This window comes from Microbacterium rhizomatis (assembly GCF_008710745.1).
Classification (GTDB): Bacteria; Actinomycetota; Actinomycetes; order Actinomycetales; family Microbacteriaceae; genus Microbacterium; species Microbacterium rhizomatis.
In genome coordinates this window covers 1,281,932-1,297,486 of the sequence record NZ_VYSA01000001.1, presented here as the reverse complement: position 1 = coordinate 1,297,486, position 15,555 = coordinate 1,281,932, and the positions used below count along the sequence as shown (strand labels likewise).

Sequence of the window (15,555 nt, the reverse complement as noted above, 5' to 3'; positions counted from 1 at the left end):
CTGGAACGCGTGTCGACCCTCAGCGATCTCGTCTACGCCCAGGGCCGCTCCAGCGAAGCCGACGTGGAATGGCTCCATCGACTCGCCGGCGACGGCCAGCTGCTTGCCGACCTCGCTTTCGCCGACATCGTGATCTGGGTGCCCACATCGGACGACTCGTTCGTCGCGGTCGCCCACACCCGTCCTGGTGGCGCCGCCACGCTGTTCTACCGCGACATCGTGGGTGACCGCGTCCGGCCGCAATGGCGTACGCAGGTGCGCGACGCGTTCCAGACCGGCCAGATCGTCGATTCGGCGTCTCCCGACTGGTTCGAAGAGACCCCGACCCGCGTGCGAGCCGTTCCGATCGTCCGAGAGAAGCCGCGCTCCGGCGGGCCGATCGTGACCGTCGGTGTGCTGACACGCCACACCAACCTCGGCGAGACCCGCACCCCGTCCCGGCAGCAGATCACCTTCAACGATTGCGCGGACGACCTGTTCCGGATGGTCGCCTCGGGAGAGTTCCCCGACCTGTCAGCGCCGACCTCGCCTCGCCGCGGAGCCCCGCGCGCCTCCGACGGGCTCATCCGTCTCGATGTCGACGGCATCACGACGTTCGCCAGCCCGAACGCCCTGTCGGCCTTCAACCGGATGGGGTTCGACGACGAGCTCGAGGGCGAGTCCCTCGTCGAGGTGACCACCCGCATCCTGCCGTCCACGCGCCAGTTCGACGAGTCTCTGCCTCTGGTCGTGACCGGGCGCGCGCCGTGGCGGGCCGACATCGAGGCTCAAGGGGTCGCCGTATCGCTGCGGACGATCCCGCTCCGCGACCACGGGACGAGGATCGGTGCGATCGTGCTGAGCCGCGACGTCACCGAGATCCGCCACCAGGAGCAGGAACTCATCACCAAGGACGCGACGATCCGCGAGATCCATCACCGTGTGAAGAACAACCTGCAGACCGTCGCCTCGCTGCTGCGCATCCAGTCCCGCCGTTCTCATTCGGATGAGGCACGAGAGGCTCTGACGCAGGCGATGCGACGCGTGTCGGCGATCGCGGTGGTGCACGACACGCTTTCAGAAGGGCTCGCCCAGAACGTCAACTTCGACGACGTCTTCGACCGGGTGCTCAAGCTCGCCGCCGAAGTCGCTGCGGCACCGACGACCCGCGCGCACACGACGACGTCGGGGGAGTTCGGTACCCTTCCGAGCGAATATGCGACGCCGCTTGCGCTCGCCCTCACGGAGCTCGTCACCAACGCCGTCGAGCACGGTCTCGCCGGTCAGCAGGGCGAGGTGGAGATCATCGCCCGGCGCAGTGAGGAACGGCTCGAAGTGCGGGTCCGCGACAATGGCGTCGGCATGCCCGAGGGGCATGTCGGGCAGGGGCTCGGGACGCAGATCGTGCGCACGCTCATTCAGGGTGAGCTGGGCGGCACGATCGACTGGCACACGATCACCGGAAGCGGCACCGAGGTCACGATCGACATCCCGTTGCGCTACATCGCCCGGGGCACCGAACCCGCTTCCTGAGCTCGCTGCGATATGCCGCTCACGCGTCCTCAACGCGGGGGCGCCCACCCACGCCTTTCGCATCGAACCACCCCTTCGTCACCGACCATCAGAGGGTGGCTCGGCGGGAGAGGGGTGGCTCGGCGGGAGCGGGTGCGGCGGGAGAGGGTGCGGCGGGCCGCGTCAGCTCGCGCGGCGGGCGCGGGCGGCGCGGCGCTTGAGGGCGCGGCGCTCGTCTTCGGACAGACCGCCCCAGACGCCCGAGTCCTGACCGGTCTCGAGGGCGTACTGCAGGCAGACCTCGGTCACCGTGCAGCGAGCGCAGACGGACTTCGCCTTCTCGATCTGATCGACAGCCGGACCGGTGTTCCCCACGGGGAAGAACAGCTCGGGGTCGACGGTGAGGCAGGCGGATTTGTCGCGCCAATCCATGGTGGTGCTCCTTGATGACGAAGTCGGTGAGAGTCCGGGTACCCGATTCGGGTCCGGTACCCTGTGAGATGTGCGAGCGAAGCTCGCCCCACTTCGCTGTGGGAGCACACGGCTTGTTCAATGCTTCCACAGCACGAGGGCCGAATCAAGGGCCTTCTCTCGGGAAATGTGCGGGATCAGCTGAGCATTGCCCGCAGGCCTTGGCGGGTTCGCACAAGGACGGCGCCGAGCGTCGAGAGGATCGTGGCGATGAGAACACATTCGAGCGCGCGAGCGGCTGGCGTGATCGTAGGACTCGAAGGAGTCGCTGTGGTCGTCCTGGTGATCGCGCAGGTGCTGGCGCTCTCCGGTGGGGATGCGGGTGACCCGACCAGTGGCATCGCCCTCATCGTCCTGACCGCCGTCGGGGCCGTGGCGTTGCTCGCCTTCGCACTCGCCATCCTCCGGGGTCAGTCCTGGGGTCGGTCGGGCGGCATCGTGTCGCAGCTGCTCATCCTCGCCGTGGCGCTCGGCGCCGTGACGGGCGCGGACGCGAACCCTCTGATCGCTCTCGCGCTCGCGGTGCCCGCCGTGCTGACGCTCGCTCTGCTCATCGTGGCCGCGCGGAGGGCGGGTGCCGACAGGTCGGCGGCGCAGGGGCGGGGCCGACCGGGCGCCGGCGGCCCTGCGGACGAGGGGCCGGACGAGGCAGAGCGCCGTCGAGGCTGACCGCGTCGCTCAGGCGCCGACAAGCGCGCGAAGCCGTTCGACGTGCCCGGTCGCCTTGACGTTGTAGAGCGCGTGCACGATGACGCCCTCGGCGTCGATCACGAACGTGGAGCGGATCACTCCCTCGACGAGCTTGCCGTAGTTCATCTTCTCGCCCCACGCGCCGTACGCCTCGTGGACCGCGTGGTCGGGGTCGCTCAGGAGCGCGAACGTGAGTCCGTCGCGCTCGCGGAACTCGCGCAGCTTCGCGGGGTCGTCGCGCGACACGCCGAGCACCGTGTAGCCGGAGCCCGCGAGCGAGCCGAGGCTGTCGCGGAAGTCGCACGCCTCGGTGGTGCACCCCGGCGTCATCGCGGCCGGGTAGAAGTACAGGATCACGTTCTGCCCGCGCAGATCGGCGAGCGAGACGGGATTCTCGTCCTGGTCGACGAGGGTGAACGGGGGAGCGGCATCGCCGGGAGTGAGCTGCACGGTCATGCCTCCAGCCTAGGACTGATCGTCGCGCGTCTTCCGATCGGCGAAGGTGGAGAGCAGCCGTTGCAGCGAGTCGAGGCGGGCAGGGCCGCCGGGGCCGAGCCGGCCCTCGGCGACCGCTTCGACGATCGCGCAGTCGGGAGCATCCGGCAGGTGCGTGCACCCGCGGGGGCAGTCCTCGGCGATGAGCGCCAGCTCGGTGAACGCGTCGATGATGCGCGCGGGGTTGACATGGCCGAGGCCGAAGGAGCGGACGCCGGGCGTGTCGATCACCCACCCGTTGCCCGTCGGTCCCTGGTAGCGCAGAGACACGGTCGACGACGACGTGTGCCTTCCGCGTCCCGTGACGACGTTCACATGACCCGTCGCGCGGTCGGCGCTCGGGACGAGAGCATTGACGAGCGTGGATTTACCCACCCCCGAGTGGCCGACGAAGACCGTCGAGTGCCCGACGAGGCTGGCGCCGATGCGCTCGAGCGGCATCTCGGCCTGCGCGCTCGTGAAGACCTCGAGGTCGAGACCTTCGAAGTGGGCGAGGAATGCGGTCGGGTCGGCGAGGTCGGTCTTCGTGACCACCAGGAGGGGCCGGATGCCGGCATCCAGCGCCGCGACCAGGTACCGGTCGACGAGCCGCTCCCGCGGCTCGGGGTCGGCTGCGGCCACGACGACCAGCATCTGATCGGCGTTGGCGACGATGATCCGCTCGACCTGGTCGGTGTCGTCGGCGGATCGGCGCAGCAGCGACGTGCGCTCCTCGATCCCGATGATGCGTGCCAGGGTGCCTTCGTCCCCGCTGAGATCGCCGACCACGCGGGCACGATCGCCCGTGACGATCGCGATCTTCCGCAGCTCCCGCGCGCGCGTGGCGAGCACGCGTCTCTCGCCGGGCAGATCCTCCTCGACGAGGACCGAGTAGCGCCCCCGGTCGACGCCGATCACCCGGGCGATCTGCGCATCCGCGTGGGCTGGCCGCCGTTTGGTCCGTGGGCGGTTGGCCTTCGGGTTCGGGCGGGACCGGATGTCGCTCTCGTCGAACTCGTCCTCGTCGTCGTCATCGTCGGCGAGCCAGCTCACGCGAGGGCGCCCTCCGGGGAGCCGGCGAGCATGCGATCCCACAGCTCGGGGAACTCCGGCATGGTCTTCGCGGTGGTGCCGATGTCATCGACCTCGACGCCGGGGACGACGAGGCCGATGAGGGCCCCGGTCGTGGCGAGTCGATGGTCGTGGTGGGCGTGCCATGTTCCGCCGTGCAACGCCCGGGGGAAGATCCGGATGCCGTCGTCGAGCTCGTGCGCCTCGCCGCCGAGCGCGCGCAGTTCGCCCACGAGCGCTGCGATGCGGTCGGTCTCGTGGCCCCGGATGTGGCCGATCCCGTACAGCGTCGTCGGAGAGTCGGCGAAGGCGGCCAGCGCGAAGACGGTCGGCGCCAGCTCGCCCGCCGCCGAGAGGTCCAGATCCATCCCCAGGATGCTCGAGCCCCCGGTGACGGTCAGTGCGCCGCCCCTCCGCGTCACGCGCGCACCCATCTGGGTGAGGATGTCGCCGAGCATCGCTCCGGGCTGTGTCGAGTGCGCCGGCCAGCCGGTGACCGAGACGGAGCCGCCCGCGATCATGGCCGCCGCCAGGAACGGCGCCGCGTTGGAAAGATCCGGCTCGATCGCGATGTCCTTCGCGCGGATCGGCCCGGCCGGCACGATCCACTCCGCGGGGGCGGGACGTTCGACGTGCACTCCGCGGTGGCCGAGCGCTTCGATCGTCATGTCGATGTGCGGCTGGCTCGGCAGTCGTGCGCCGGAGTGGATCAGATGCAGTCCGACGTCGTATCGCGCGGCAGCCAGCAGCAGGCCCGAGACGAACTGGCTCGAACCGCTCGCGTCGATCGTGATCTCGCCGCCGCGCGTGTGGCCGCGCCCGCGCACGGTGAACGGCAGAGCCCAGTGGCCGCCATCGTCGATGTCGACTCCGACATCGCGCAGCGCCGTGATCATCGCGCCCATCGGGCGGTGCAGGGCACTCTCGTGCGCGGTCATCGTCACGTCGCCCCGGGCGAAGCCGGCCAGCGCTGAGACGAAGCGCATCACGGTGCCCGCCTGACCGCAATCGATCTCGATGTCACCCCGCAGCGGCCACACCGGCGTGACTTCGAGGTCCGGTCCGAACCCGCCGGTGCCCTCGACCTCGTCGACGCCTACCCCGAGCGCACGGAGGGCGTCGACCATGCGCGCGGAATCGTCGGAGTGCAGGGGGGCGGACAGGCGGCTGGGCCCATCGGCGAGGGACGCGAGGATCAGCTCGCGATTGGTCAGCGACTTCGAACCGGGAACGGCGACGGTCGCTCGCAGCGCGCTCGTCGCGATGGGCGCGCTCCAGGCCCCGCGGACCGGGGAAGGCCGCGTCGCTGGGAGGGAATACCCGTCGCCACTCATCGTGTTCTACCCTACTGAACCCCCGTATCACCGGACGCCGTGAGGAGAGCGATGCCTGCCGTTATGGAACGCCCCGCTGTGGACCTCACCGCCCTCGGGTGGGAGGTCGCCGACAGGGAGGCGATGGACCTCGACGTAGAATTACGCGTGATGAACGACGAGGTCGATACTCCGGCGGACGCGCGCACCCAGTTCGAGGTGCAGGCGCTTCCGTTCATGGACCAGCTGTACGCGGCTGCGATGCGGATGACCCGCAACCCGGCCGACGCTGCCGACCTCGTGCAGGAGACGTTCGTCAAGGCCTTCGCGTCGTGGAAGACGTTCACCCAGGGCACGAATCTCAAGGCGTGGCTTTATCGCATCCTGACGAACACGTACATCAACACGTATCGCAAGAAGCAGCGCGAGCCCTATCAGGGCACGATCGACGAACTCGAGGACTGGCAGCTCGGCGGAGCCGAATCGACCACGGCCACGAGCAGCCGCTCGGCCGAGGCGGAGGCGATCGATCGGATGCCGGCATCCGTCGTCAAGGACGCGCTGCAGGCGATTCCTGAGGACTTCCGACTGGCGGTGTACCTCGCCGACGTCGAGGGCTTCGCCTATCAGGAGATCGCCGACATCATGAAAACCCCCATCGGCACGGTCATGAGCCGTCTGCATCGTGGCAGACGACTTCTTCGTGAACTGCTCGCCGACTACGCGAAGGAGCGCGGCATCCAGTCAGCCGCGCCGAAGGAACGCGGCGTGACCGCCGCCACAAGGAGCGCGAAATGAGCGATTGCGGCTGCGACAAGGCCAGGCGCGACCTCGAGGAGTACCTGCGGCACGAGGTCTGCAAGACGTCGGCGGTAGACATCGCCGACCACCTGGAGAACTGCCCGCAGTGCCAGGAAGAGGCTCTCGTGGCGCGCACTCTCACCGAAGTGGTGGCGAGGGCGTGCAAGGAGACCGCTCCCGACGAACTGCGCGACCAGGTGATCGCCCGTCTTCGCAGCGTGCAGGCGACGCACTGACCTCTCAGGGCTGACGCATATCCCGCCCATAGGTGGATAGGGGCGCCGGCACAGCGCGCCGTCATAGGATCTCCTCGTTGGAGAGACGGGGAGTGCATGGACGGACCGACCGTGGACGCGGTCGAGCGGGTCGATGACGAGATGCCCGCCCCGTCGTGGGTTCGCCGTCGCCTGACCGGCGTCGGCGGTTACGCGCGGCGGAACCCGGTCGCCGTCGGCTTCGCGGCCATCGTCCTCGTCGCGTCCGCCCTCAGCGGTGCCCTCGAAGGGGCCCACGTTCCCGACGCGCTCGGGTGGGGCGCGATGTCGTTGATGACGCCCGCCGGCTGGTGGGCCGCGGGCACGTCGCTCATCGTCCCCGACTCGCCGGTGGATGCGATCGTCTCGCTCATCCTCGCCCTGACGGTGCTCGCGGGGGCTGAGCGGATCCTGGGGTCGGCTCGGACCGTGCTCGCGATGGTCATCACCGGTCTGATCGCCCTTTTCGCGGGCGCCACTGTGCAGCTGCTGCTCTCGGATACTCCGGAGGTGAGTGCCGCCGCCACCCAGGCAACGGTGCTCGACCCGGCGATCATGATGGCGGGGGCGCTCCTGGCGGCCTCGGGACTGGCCGGTGCCCTCTGGCGTCGGCGGATCCGGGTGGCCGCCCTCGCGGTGCTGGGGATGTTCGCGCTCTATGCGGGCGATGTCGACTCGTGGTATCGCCTGCTCGCCGCGCTCACCGGACTGGGGCTGGGCGTCCTGTTCGCGCGCGGAGTGCCGCGCCGCCCGTGGCACAGCAGCTCCACCCGCGAGACGCGGTCGCTGGTCGCGACGATCGTCGCGGTCACCGGGCTCGGCCCCATCGCCGCTCTCGTCGCCGGGGGCGGGCGCGGCCCACTGTCGCTGGTGGCGACCTCGTTCGCCCAGTTCGACCAGAAGATCGTGAACCGATGCGCCGCACAGTACGCCCGCGTCTGCGACCACGAGTTCGCGCTGTTCGTGACCCGCGGCGTCGGACCGGCGCTGCTGGCGATCGTGCCGCTCGTCCTCCTCGTGGTCGCCGCATGGGGACTGCGATCAGGTCGGAGAGCTGCGTGGATGATCGCCGTGGGTGTGAACGCCTCGCTGGCGGCGCTCGCCATCGGCTCGCTCGTGCTCGGCGATGTCACCTTCACCGACCCCGCCGGCGGCGCGGCGTTCGAGTGGGCGCTGTGGGTGATCTCTGCGATGGGGGTTCCGATCGCCGTGCTCGTCACGCTGATCGTCACGCGCCGCCGATTCCTTGTGCGTGCTCCGCGTGCGGCGGTTCGCACCCTCTGGAGCACGATCGGCACCGCCTTCGTCATGTGCGTGGTCGTGTTCCTGCTCGTCGAGTCGCTCTTCCCGCGGGCTTTCGGCGTGCAGCCGAGTCCGGCCGATCTGTTCGTCGAGGCGGTGCGCCGGTTCATCCCGCCGATCTTCCTGGAGGGCTTCGGCCAGACGCCCTATCCGCGCCAGGGGGCGGGGCTCGTCGTCTATCAGTGGACGGGCGTGGTTTTCTGGCTGGTCGCGGTGATAGCGATCCTGCGCCTCTACCGGGCCACCACGCGCTCCGGCGGTGCCGCCGCCGAGTCCTCGACGCGCTACCGGGAACTTCTTCGCCGCGGAGGCGGCACCCTCTCGTTCATCGGCACGTGGCGCGGGACCGAGCACTGGTTCAGCGACGACGGACAGGCGGCTGTCGCGTACCGCGTCGAGGGCGGAGTGGCGCTCGCCGTCGCCGACCCGCTGTGCACGGCGGAGCGAGCGGCCGACACGCTGCGAGGATTCGCCGAGTTCGCGATCTCTCGTGGCTGGACGCCGGTGTTCTACAGCATCCACGACGACTATCTGCCCGCGTTCGCCGAGATGGGCTGGCACGTCGCCTCGGTCGGCGAGGAGACGGTCATGCACCTTCCCGAGCTCGAGATGGTCGGCAAATCGTGGCAGAAGGTGCGCCACCCGCTCAACCGAGCCGAGCGCGAGGGCATGACCGCGCAGTGGACCAGCTGGCGCGCGCTGACGCCGGCGATGGCCTCGCAGATCGTCGCGATCAGCGAGCAGTGGGTGACCGAGCGCGCCCTGCCCGAGATGGGGTTCACACTGGGCGGCATCGAAGAGCTCACCGACCCGGACGTCGCCCTGCTGCTCGCCGTCGATGCCCACGGGCACCTTCGCGCCGTGACGAGCTGGATGCCTTCGTGGCGGGACGGCGTGCTGGTCGGATGGACCCTCGACTTCATGCGCCGCGACGCGGCCGCGCCGAACGGTGTGATGGAATTCCTCGTCGCCAAGGCCGCCCTGCTGATGAAGCAGCAGGGCCTCGAGTTGCTGAGTCTGTCGGGCGCGCCTCTGGCCGAGAAGCCACTCGCCGACGGTGAGGCGGCCCCGGAGCCGACGACGCTGTCGTCGTTCCTCGGCTGGCTCGGCACCGCCCTCGAACCCGTGTACGGATTCGCCTCCCTGTTCCGCTTCAAGAGCAAGTTCCACCCCGCGTACCGGACGCTGTACATGGCCTACGCCGACCCGGTATCGCTCCCCGCGATCGGCTCGGCCGTCGGGCGCGCCTACCTTCCCGACGCTTCCCCGCGGGAGTACGTCACGCTGATCCGGAACCTGCTGGCCGGCCCCGCCACGACCACCGGCGGGCCGCGGTGATCTACTGGCTCCTCGGACTCGAACTGATCGACGGGGGCATACTTCCGGGATGCGGCATCCTCACCGCCGTGCTGATCGTCGTGGTCGCCTCGGTGTCGCCGCGCCATCCCCGCCGTCTCCTGATCGGTGCGCTCGCGGGGGCGGGGGTCGCGGTCGGCATGGTGACCTTCTTCGATGCGCAGAAGACGTTCGGCGTGCAGATCCCCGGTCCGGCGGAGCTGTGGGCCGCGATCGGACTCGGATCGATGGGTGTCGGGGTCGCGGCGCTGTGGAGTGCGCCCTGGTGGCGACGCCTGATCGCCGTGCTGCTGATCCTCTCCTCTCTGGTCCTCGGCGCGCTCGGGGTGAACCGCGCGTTCAGCATCACCCACACGATCGCCGCGATCGTCGGAGTCCAGGCCGTCGGACCGATCTCGCTGCCGGCCAGGACGACCACGCCGGTCTCGGACTCTCTCTACACCAGCTGGACGCCTCCGGCGGGGATGCCCCAGAAGGGCGAAGTGGGCGCGCTCAGCGGCGAGAACGCCATCCCCTCGCCGGGGTTCGCTGCGAGAGACGCGTCGATCTACCTGCCACCCGCCGCCCTCGTGGCCGATCCGCCGCCTCTTCCGCTCCTGGTCTTCATGATGGGGCAGCCGGGTTCCCCCGAGCCGAACGCGATCGCGAAGGCGATGGACGCCTTCGCCGCCCAGCACGGCGGCCTTGCGCCGATCACGATCATCGCCGATCAGCTCTCCAGCCCGACCGTAGACCCCGCGTGCCACGACTCCACGACCTTCGGCGCGGTCTCGACCTACTTCAACGCAGGAATCCCCGCCTGGGCGAGGACGCACCTGAACATCATCGACGCACCCTCTTCGTGGGTGATCGGCGGATACTCCAACGGCGGGGCGTGCGCGACACTGTGGGGCAGCCAGCATCCTGAGATCTGGGGCAACCTGCTGGATGTCTCGGGCAACGAGTTCCCCGGCTCGGAGACCGTCGACGCGACGATCGCGAAGGTGTTCGGCGGTGACAGCGCCGCATTCGAGGCGGCAAAACCCGCGGCGGTCATGGCCGCCGCGCCCGCCGGGTCGTACGCCGGTCACACGGCGGTCTTCACGACCGGCGGCGATGACGGGCAGTTCGGCGCGGGAACGCTCGCCAACGCCGATGCCGCCCGCGCGGCCGGATTCACCGTGTTCGTCGAGACGGTGCCGGGAGCCGGCCACGTCGGGCCCGCGCTGGACGGCGGCCTCGCGCGGGCGATACCGCTGCTCGGGCACGCGCTCGGACTCGCCGGCCCCTAGCGAGGACTCGATGGACGGGACGCGCGCGGTTCGGGCGCGAAGAGCGACAGCGCGGCCGGAACGACGTCGACGACCAGCGGCAGCACGCCGATCGGATCTCCGTCGGCGTACGCGGTGACGCCGGGCGAGGCCAGCCGTGCGCTGAGCACGCGGAACATCGACACCTCGGGGACGGACGCGTGCGTGCCCTTGTACACGCGGGGGAGCAGCCGAAGCAGTCGCAGGCGTCCCGCGGGGCGCACGATCGTCACGTCGAGGAGCCCATCGGACGGATCGGCGGCGGGGCAGATCGGGATCCCGCCTCCGTACGTGTCGCCGTTGCCGATCGTCGCCATCACGAGGTCACCCGAGATGCGCTCGGTCGATCCGTCTGCCAGCGTGAGCTCGACCTCGTAGGGGATGCCGCGCAGCGTCAGGAATTCGATGAGGATCGCGATGTTGTAGCGCGATCCTCCGCGGGGCCACCGCATCGCGTTCGCGCGGTCGTTCACGCGCGAGTCGAAGCCGCTCGCGAGCACGCTGCCGAAGAACTCGGTCGTGCCGTCCTCGCGCGTGACCCTGGCGAGATCGAGGCGGCGCCTCCACCCCGCGGCGATCGTGTCGGCGGCAGCGGCGACGTCGAGTTCGCGCAGGCCCACGGCAGAGGCCAGGTCGTTGCCCGTGCCCGAGGGGATGATCCCGAGGGGGATGCCGCTCCCGGCGAGCTCCTGGATCGCGAGGTGCACCGTGCCGTCGCCTCCGGCCACGACGACGGCGTCCGTGCCGATCTCGAGCGCCTTGCGCAGCAGATCGGAGGACTCGGCGGCGCTCCCGCCGCTGATGATCGTCGTGCGGATGCCGTGTGCACGCAGTCGCTCGGCCGCCTCGGGGGCAGCCCTGGTGTGCGCGCCGGAACGGGCGGCAGGATTGGCGAGCAGGGTGACGTTCATCCGGCTTCGCCGTCGCCGACGAGCGCGCCGGGGTTCATGATCCCTCGAGGATCCAGGGCGTCCTTCACGGCGCGCAGCACGGCGACGCCGAGCGGACCGATCTCGTCCTGGAGGTAGCGGCGGTGATCGCGACCCACAGCGTGGTGATGGGTGATCGTCGCACCGGCCTCGAGCATCGCGCGGGACGCGGCATCCTTCGCCCGCGCCCACTGGGCACCCGGATCGGGGGTCAGAGCCGCGATCACCGTGAAATACAGCGAGGCGCCCGCCGGGTACACGTGCGAGATGTGGCACATCACGATCGGCTTCGTGCCATCGGCGATGAGACTCGTCGTCAGTGCGTCGGTGACGGCCTGCTTGACGGCATCCAGGCGGGACCAGGTCGCCGCGGTCTCGAGCGTCTCGGCGAGCACGCCGATGTCCAGCAGCGTGTCGCGGAGCGCGGGCGACGCGAAGCGCCCGCGCTCCCAGGATCGGGCAGGATCGGCGCCGCGGGGTTTGGCGCCGTGCGCGACGAAGATCGCCTGAGTCGCCTCTGCGGCGATCGCGGCCTCGTCGTCGCTCGCGCCCACGGAGGTCGCCGTCGTCTCGAAAGTCGCCACCGCGAGGCAGCCGCGCAGACGCGTCAGGTGGCCGCCCATCAGGGCATTGACCCGGGTCTCGGCCTCATCGCTCAGCCGAAGGACGGTGGGACGGATCCCGCGCTGAGTGAGAGCGCGGAGAGCGGCGGCACCGGAGGCGAAGTCGGGGAAGGTCCACGCTCCGTAGCGCGTGACCGCGGGCACGGGGCGGATGCGGACGGTGACCTCCGTGATCACGCCGAACGCCCCCTCCGAGCCCAGGAAGAGCTCGCGGAGGTCAGGTCCCGCCGCGCTCGCCGGGGCCCTGCCGAGGTGGAGTTCGCCGACCGGGGTCGCGACGCGCAGGGCATGCACGACATCGTCGAATCGGCCGTACCCGCGCGAGGCCTGACCGCTCGAGCGGGTGGCGGCGAAGCCGCCGATCGAGGCGAACTCGAAGCTCTGCGGGAAGTGGCCGAGCGTGTACCCGCGCGCCCCGAGCAGCTCCTCGACCTGGGGCCCGGTGGTTCCTGCGCCGAAGGTGGCCAGCAGGGAGACCTCGTCGATGTCCTGGAGCGCGGCGGTGCGGCCGAGATCGAGCACGACGATCGAGGAGTGACGGCCCGCTTCGGGGTCGACGCCGCCGACGACGCTCGTCCCGCCGCCGAAGGGAACGACCGCGATGCCTCGAGCGGCGCACTCGACGAGGACGCGGAGCGTCTCACCGTGGGTGGCGGGCGAGATGACGGCATCCGGTGCCTGCTGGACAGGCGACAGGCGCCGACGCAGCAGGTCGGGCGTGCTCTTGCCTCCGAGGTGGAGCCGTCGGATGCCGTCGTCACGGGTCGCGTTCGCGGTGCCGACGATCGCTCCGAGCGCGGCGAGATCGGCCCCCGCGATCCGCGACGGCGTGAGCGGGGCGTCCTGCGCGGGGCGCCGCGGGATCGGGTGCGCGCGGCCGGGAAGAACGGTGGCCACGAGCGCCTTCGCCCCGGGTGGCAGGTGCGCGGGGTGGGTGCCGTCGCCCCAGGCATCCCACTGCATGCGCGGTCTCGGCGTCGGAAGAGCGAGGGGTCCGGTCTCTCCGCGCGACGAATGCTCGGGGGGGAGTGAGGGGGGCGCCGTCGCATCCATGGCGAAAGTATGCCATGGCGCAACCCGCAGATGTGACAGTGCGACACTCTCTGTATGGTTGTCACATGGTGACGGGTCCCCCTTCCGAGAGCAGCACGGGCGACGCCGTCGGTGCCGACGTCGTCACGGGCACCGAAGCGGTGATCCTCGATGCCGCGCTCGCCGAGGTGCTCGCGCACGGCATCCGCCGCACCACGATCTCCGACATCGCCCGGCGGTGCGGCGTCTCCCGTCAGACGCTCTATCGCTACTGGCCCGACGCGCAGTCGGTGTTCGCCGCGCTCGTGACGCGCGAGCTCGCGAGAGTCGTCCCGGTGGGGAGCGCCCCACTCGCCCTGGAGGTCACCGTCTCACTCGCCGGTCTGGTCGAGCCGCTCGTCGAGGCGGCGGACCGCGTGCGCCGAATGCCTCTGATCGCCCGTCTGCGCCAGACCGATCCCGAGCTCTTGGCCCGATACGTGCTCGACCGGCTCGGCACGAGCCAGTACGCGATCCACGACGAGGTGCGCCGGAGGCTGGACGCGGCGCAGCGCGCGGGGTCGATCCGCGACGGCGACCCCGCACGCATGGCCGCAATGGTGCTCCTGATCACGCAGTCGGCCGTGCTGTCGGCCCCGCTCGTGCGGGAGTGGCTGGACGATCCGGCATGGGCCGCCGAGCTCGGCCGGGCGCTCGAGGGCTACCTCCGGAAGGAGGGCGGATGAGCACGCGCATCGTCGGCCGCACGCCCTTCTCCGCAGCGCTGACGGCGCGTCGCCGCACACGCGAACTGACGGCGCTGGGCGATGAGGACTGCATCGATCTGCTCGTCGTCGGCGGCGGGGCGACAGGAGCCGGGATCGCGTTGGATGCCGCATCCCGCGGGCTTCGCACGGTTCTCGTCGAGCGTCACGACCTCGCCTTCGGCACGAGCCGCTGGAGTTCGAAGCTCGCGCACGGCGGGCTGCGCTACCTCGCTTCGGGGCAGTTCGGGATCGCCCACGAGAGCGCGGCGGAGCGCCACCTCTTGATGACCCGGCTCGCTCCGCACCTCACGCGTCCGCTCGCGCAGGTCATGCCGCTCTACGAGCCCGGGTATATCGCCCGCGGGGCATACGTGGGTCTCGGCTACGGACTCGGCGACGGCCTGCGCCGCTTCGTGGGCACTCCGGATGCGGTGCTGCACGCCCCGGGGGCCATCGGGCGCGACGAGACTATCCGCCTCGTGCCGGCGGTGCGCCGCGACGCGCTCCGCGGCGGACTGCGGGGGTGGGACGGGCAGCTCATCGATGACGCCAGGCTCGTCGTGGCGATCGCGCGAACGGCGGCGGGGTACGGGGCATCCGTTCTCACGCGCGTCGACGCGCTCGAGCTCACCGGCGACGGAGCCCTGCTGCGCGACGCCGTGACCGGCGAAGGGCTTCGCGTGCGGGCGCGCGCCGTGCTGAACGCCACAGGGGTCTGGGCGGGCGGTCTCGATCCGGACGTGCACCTTCGTCCGAGCCGTGGCACGCATCTCGTGGTGGAGACCTCTCGGCTCGGCGGGTCGGATGTCTCGCTCACGGTGCCCGTCGGAGGGTCGCACAGCCGGTTCGTCTTCACGGTGCCCTCGATGCACGGTCGTTCCTACATCGGGTTGACCGACGTCCCCGCCGATGGTCCCCTGCCGGATGTGCCGACTGCGACGCATGCCGAAATCGACATGCTTCTCGCGACGGTGAACAGCGTGCTGGCTCGACCCCTCGAGCGCTCTGACGTGATCGCGACGTTCGCCGGGCTCAGGCCGCTGCTGACGGATGCGGACGGCGATCGGAATGCCACGAGCGACGTCTCGCGGCGCCACGCGATCATCCCGTCGTCCTCCGGTGTCCTGAGCGTCGTGGGCGGAAAGCTCACGACGTATCGCCGGATGGCGCAGGATGCGGTGGATGAGGCCTTCCGGCGCCGCCTGGGCGGTGAGATCGTGCCGAGTCGCACCCGCACCCTTCCGCTCGCGGGAGCGTGGCCCCGAGACCGGATGGGCGAGATCGCGGCGCGGCCCCGCTCTGTGCGGCGCTACGGGGCCGAGGCGCCGTTCGTCGAATCGCTCCCGGACGGGCCGATGGCCGCGCGCGGGGTCACCGCGCAAGAGCTGCAGTGGGGTGTCGAGGTCGAGGGCGCCCTCTCGGTGGACGACCTCCTCGACCGGCGCACGCGGCTCGGGCTCGTCGCAGCAGATCGTGCGGCCTCGGCTGGTGCCGCGGCGGAGGCGTTCGCCCGTGCGGGGGTCGAGCCGGTCGGCTGAGCCGGTCGGCTGAGCCGGTCGGCTGAGCCGGTCGGCAGTCGTTGCTCGGGCTCGGGGAGCCGGCTGCGGGGCGCGTTCCGCGGAGATCTGCGCAACCTCGGACCGTGGGGGCTCCGGTGCTCCGAAGAACGGCAGATCCCCGAGAAACGGCAATCTCCGGAGAACGGCAGATCCG

At 70.6% G+C, this 15,555-nt stretch carries 14 protein-coding genes; 8 read left to right on the top strand and 6 right to left on the bottom strand.

All coding sequences use genetic code 11. From position 1 onward, the window contains the following. Positions 1–9 precede the first annotated feature (9 nt). Entirely contained in the window at positions 10–1,512 is a 1,503-nt protein-coding gene (locus F6B43_RS06235; protein WP_150447961.1) for a sensor histidine kinase, read from the top strand. A 162-nt stretch (positions 1,513–1,674) separates the two neighbouring features. Here the strand turns inward: F6B43_RS06235 and F6B43_RS06230 are convergent, their stop codons facing one another. Beyond that, positions 1,675–1,923: a WhiB family transcriptional regulator gene (locus F6B43_RS06230; RefSeq protein WP_055967481.1), complete on the bottom strand. Its 249-nt coding sequence runs from the start codon at positions 1,921–1,923 to the stop codon at positions 1,675–1,677. A 249-nt stretch (positions 1,924–2,172) separates the two neighbouring features. Here F6B43_RS06230 and F6B43_RS06225 point away from each other — a divergent pair, with 249 nt between their 5' ends. Further along, complete coding sequence (locus F6B43_RS06225; RefSeq protein ID WP_150447960.1) at positions 2,173–2,631, top strand: histidine kinase; 459 nt, start codon at positions 2,173–2,175, stop codon at positions 2,629–2,631. Positions 2,632–2,640: 9 nt separating this feature from the next. On the opposite strand, the gene bcp is transcribed toward F6B43_RS06225, so the two are convergent. From bcp to aroA, 3 genes are read right to left on the bottom strand one after another with little or no spacing between them, the layout of a single operon-like run. Then, complete coding sequence (gene bcp / locus F6B43_RS06220; protein WP_150447959.1) at positions 2,641–3,108, bottom strand: thioredoxin-dependent thiol peroxidase; 468 nt, start codon at positions 3,106–3,108, stop codon at positions 2,641–2,643. Positions 3,109–3,117: 9 nt separating this feature from the next. Then, positions 3,118–4,179, bottom strand: a complete 1,062-nt coding sequence (rsgA, locus tag F6B43_RS06215; protein ID WP_150447958.1) for a ribosome small subunit-dependent GTPase A — start codon at positions 4,177–4,179, stop codon at positions 3,118–3,120. Continuing rightward, positions 4,176–5,531 carry a 3-phosphoshikimate 1-carboxyvinyltransferase gene (gene aroA / locus F6B43_RS06210; RefSeq protein WP_150447957.1) on the bottom strand — a complete coding sequence of 452 codons (1,356 nt, stop codon included), beginning with the start codon at positions 5,529–5,531 and terminating at the stop codon, positions 4,176–4,178. Before aroA ends, rsgA begins: the two co-directional genes overlap by 4 nt. 150 nt (positions 5,532–5,681) lie before the next feature. Here aroA and F6B43_RS06205 point away from each other — a divergent pair, with 150 nt between their 5' ends. The 4 genes from F6B43_RS06205 to F6B43_RS06190 all read left to right on the top strand — a co-directional run bounded on the left by F6B43_RS06205 (position 5,682) and on the right by F6B43_RS06190 (position 10,494). Further along, positions 5,682–6,308: a sigma-70 family RNA polymerase sigma factor gene (locus tag F6B43_RS06205; RefSeq protein WP_246159873.1), complete on the top strand. Its 627-nt coding sequence runs from the start codon at positions 5,682–5,684 to the stop codon at positions 6,306–6,308. Further along, positions 6,305–6,547: an alpha-ketoglutarate decarboxylase gene (locus tag F6B43_RS06200; protein WP_150447956.1), complete on the top strand. Its 243-nt coding sequence runs from the start codon at positions 6,305–6,307 to the stop codon at positions 6,545–6,547. Before F6B43_RS06205 ends, F6B43_RS06200 begins: the two co-directional genes overlap by 4 nt. 96 nt (positions 6,548–6,643) lie before the next feature. Further along, positions 6,644–9,205, top strand: coding sequence for a bifunctional lysylphosphatidylglycerol flippase/synthetase MprF (locus F6B43_RS06195; RefSeq protein WP_150447955.1), 2,562 nt, complete (start codon positions 6,644–6,646; stop codon positions 9,203–9,205). After that, on the top strand, positions 9,202–10,494 hold the full coding sequence (locus F6B43_RS06190) for an alpha/beta hydrolase (protein ID WP_150447954.1): 1,293 nt from the start codon (positions 9,202–9,204) through the stop codon (positions 10,492–10,494). Before F6B43_RS06195 ends, F6B43_RS06190 begins: the two co-directional genes overlap by 4 nt. Here the strand turns inward: F6B43_RS06190 and F6B43_RS06185 are convergent. Both F6B43_RS06185 and F6B43_RS06180 read right to left on the bottom strand, forming a co-directional pair. Continuing rightward, positions 10,491–11,423: a diacylglycerol kinase gene (locus F6B43_RS06185; protein WP_150447953.1), complete on the bottom strand. Its 933-nt coding sequence runs from the start codon at positions 11,421–11,423 to the stop codon at positions 10,491–10,493. The genes F6B43_RS06190 and F6B43_RS06185 overlap by 4 nt on opposite strands. Then, entirely contained in the window at positions 11,420–13,117 is a 1,698-nt protein-coding gene (locus F6B43_RS06180; RefSeq protein WP_211368030.1) for an FAD-binding oxidoreductase, read from the bottom strand. The genes F6B43_RS06185 and F6B43_RS06180 overlap by 4 nt, the downstream gene beginning before the upstream one ends. Before the next feature lie 65 nt (positions 13,118–13,182). Between F6B43_RS06180 and F6B43_RS06175 the strand changes: the two genes are divergently transcribed. Next, entirely contained in the window at positions 13,183–13,821 is a 639-nt protein-coding gene (locus F6B43_RS06175; RefSeq protein WP_150447952.1) for a TetR/AcrR family transcriptional regulator, read from the top strand. After that, positions 13,818–15,380 (top strand): glycerol-3-phosphate dehydrogenase/oxidase, encoded by a 1,563-nt coding sequence (locus F6B43_RS06170; protein WP_150447951.1) that lies wholly within the window; start codon positions 13,818–13,820, stop codon positions 15,378–15,380. The genes F6B43_RS06175 and F6B43_RS06170 overlap by 4 nt, the downstream gene beginning before the upstream one ends. The last annotated feature ends 175 nt before the right edge of the window (positions 15,381–15,555 follow it).

Bases quoted from the DNA above. Each gene is read 5' to 3' on its own strand.
- F6B43_RS06195 (WP_150447955.1), top strand. From the start codon at position 6,644: ATGGACGGACCGACCGTGGACGCGGTCGAGCGGGTCGATGACGAGATG.
- F6B43_RS06185 (WP_150447953.1), bottom strand. From the start codon at position 11,423: ATGAACGTCACCCTGCTCGCCAATCCTGCCGCCCGTTCCGGCGCGCAC.
- aroA (WP_150447957.1), bottom strand. From the start codon at position 5,531: ATGAGTGGCGACGGGTATTCCCTCCCAGCGACGCGGCCTTCCCCGGTC.
- F6B43_RS06170 (WP_150447951.1), top strand. From the start codon at position 13,818: ATGAGCACGCGCATCGTCGGCCGCACGCCCTTCTCCGCAGCGCTGACG.
- F6B43_RS06180 (WP_211368030.1), bottom strand. From the start codon at position 13,117: ATGGATGCGACGGCGCCCCCCTCACTCCCCCCCGAGCATTCGTCGCGC.
- bcp (WP_150447959.1), bottom strand. From the start codon at position 3,108: ATGACCGTGCAGCTCACTCCCGGCGATGCCGCTCCCCCGTTCACCCTC.
- F6B43_RS06225 (WP_150447960.1), top strand. From the start codon at position 2,173: ATGAGAACACATTCGAGCGCGCGAGCGGCTGGCGTGATCGTAGGACTC.
- F6B43_RS06175 (WP_150447952.1), top strand. From the start codon at position 13,183: ATGGTGACGGGTCCCCCTTCCGAGAGCAGCACGGGCGACGCCGTCGGT.
- F6B43_RS06205 (WP_246159873.1), top strand. From the start codon at position 5,682: ATGAACGACGAGGTCGATACTCCGGCGGACGCGCGCACCCAGTTCGAG.
- F6B43_RS06200 (WP_150447956.1), top strand. From the start codon at position 6,305: ATGAGCGATTGCGGCTGCGACAAGGCCAGGCGCGACCTCGAGGAGTAC.
- F6B43_RS06230 (WP_055967481.1), bottom strand. From the start codon at position 1,923: ATGGATTGGCGCGACAAATCCGCCTGCCTCACCGTCGACCCCGAGCTG.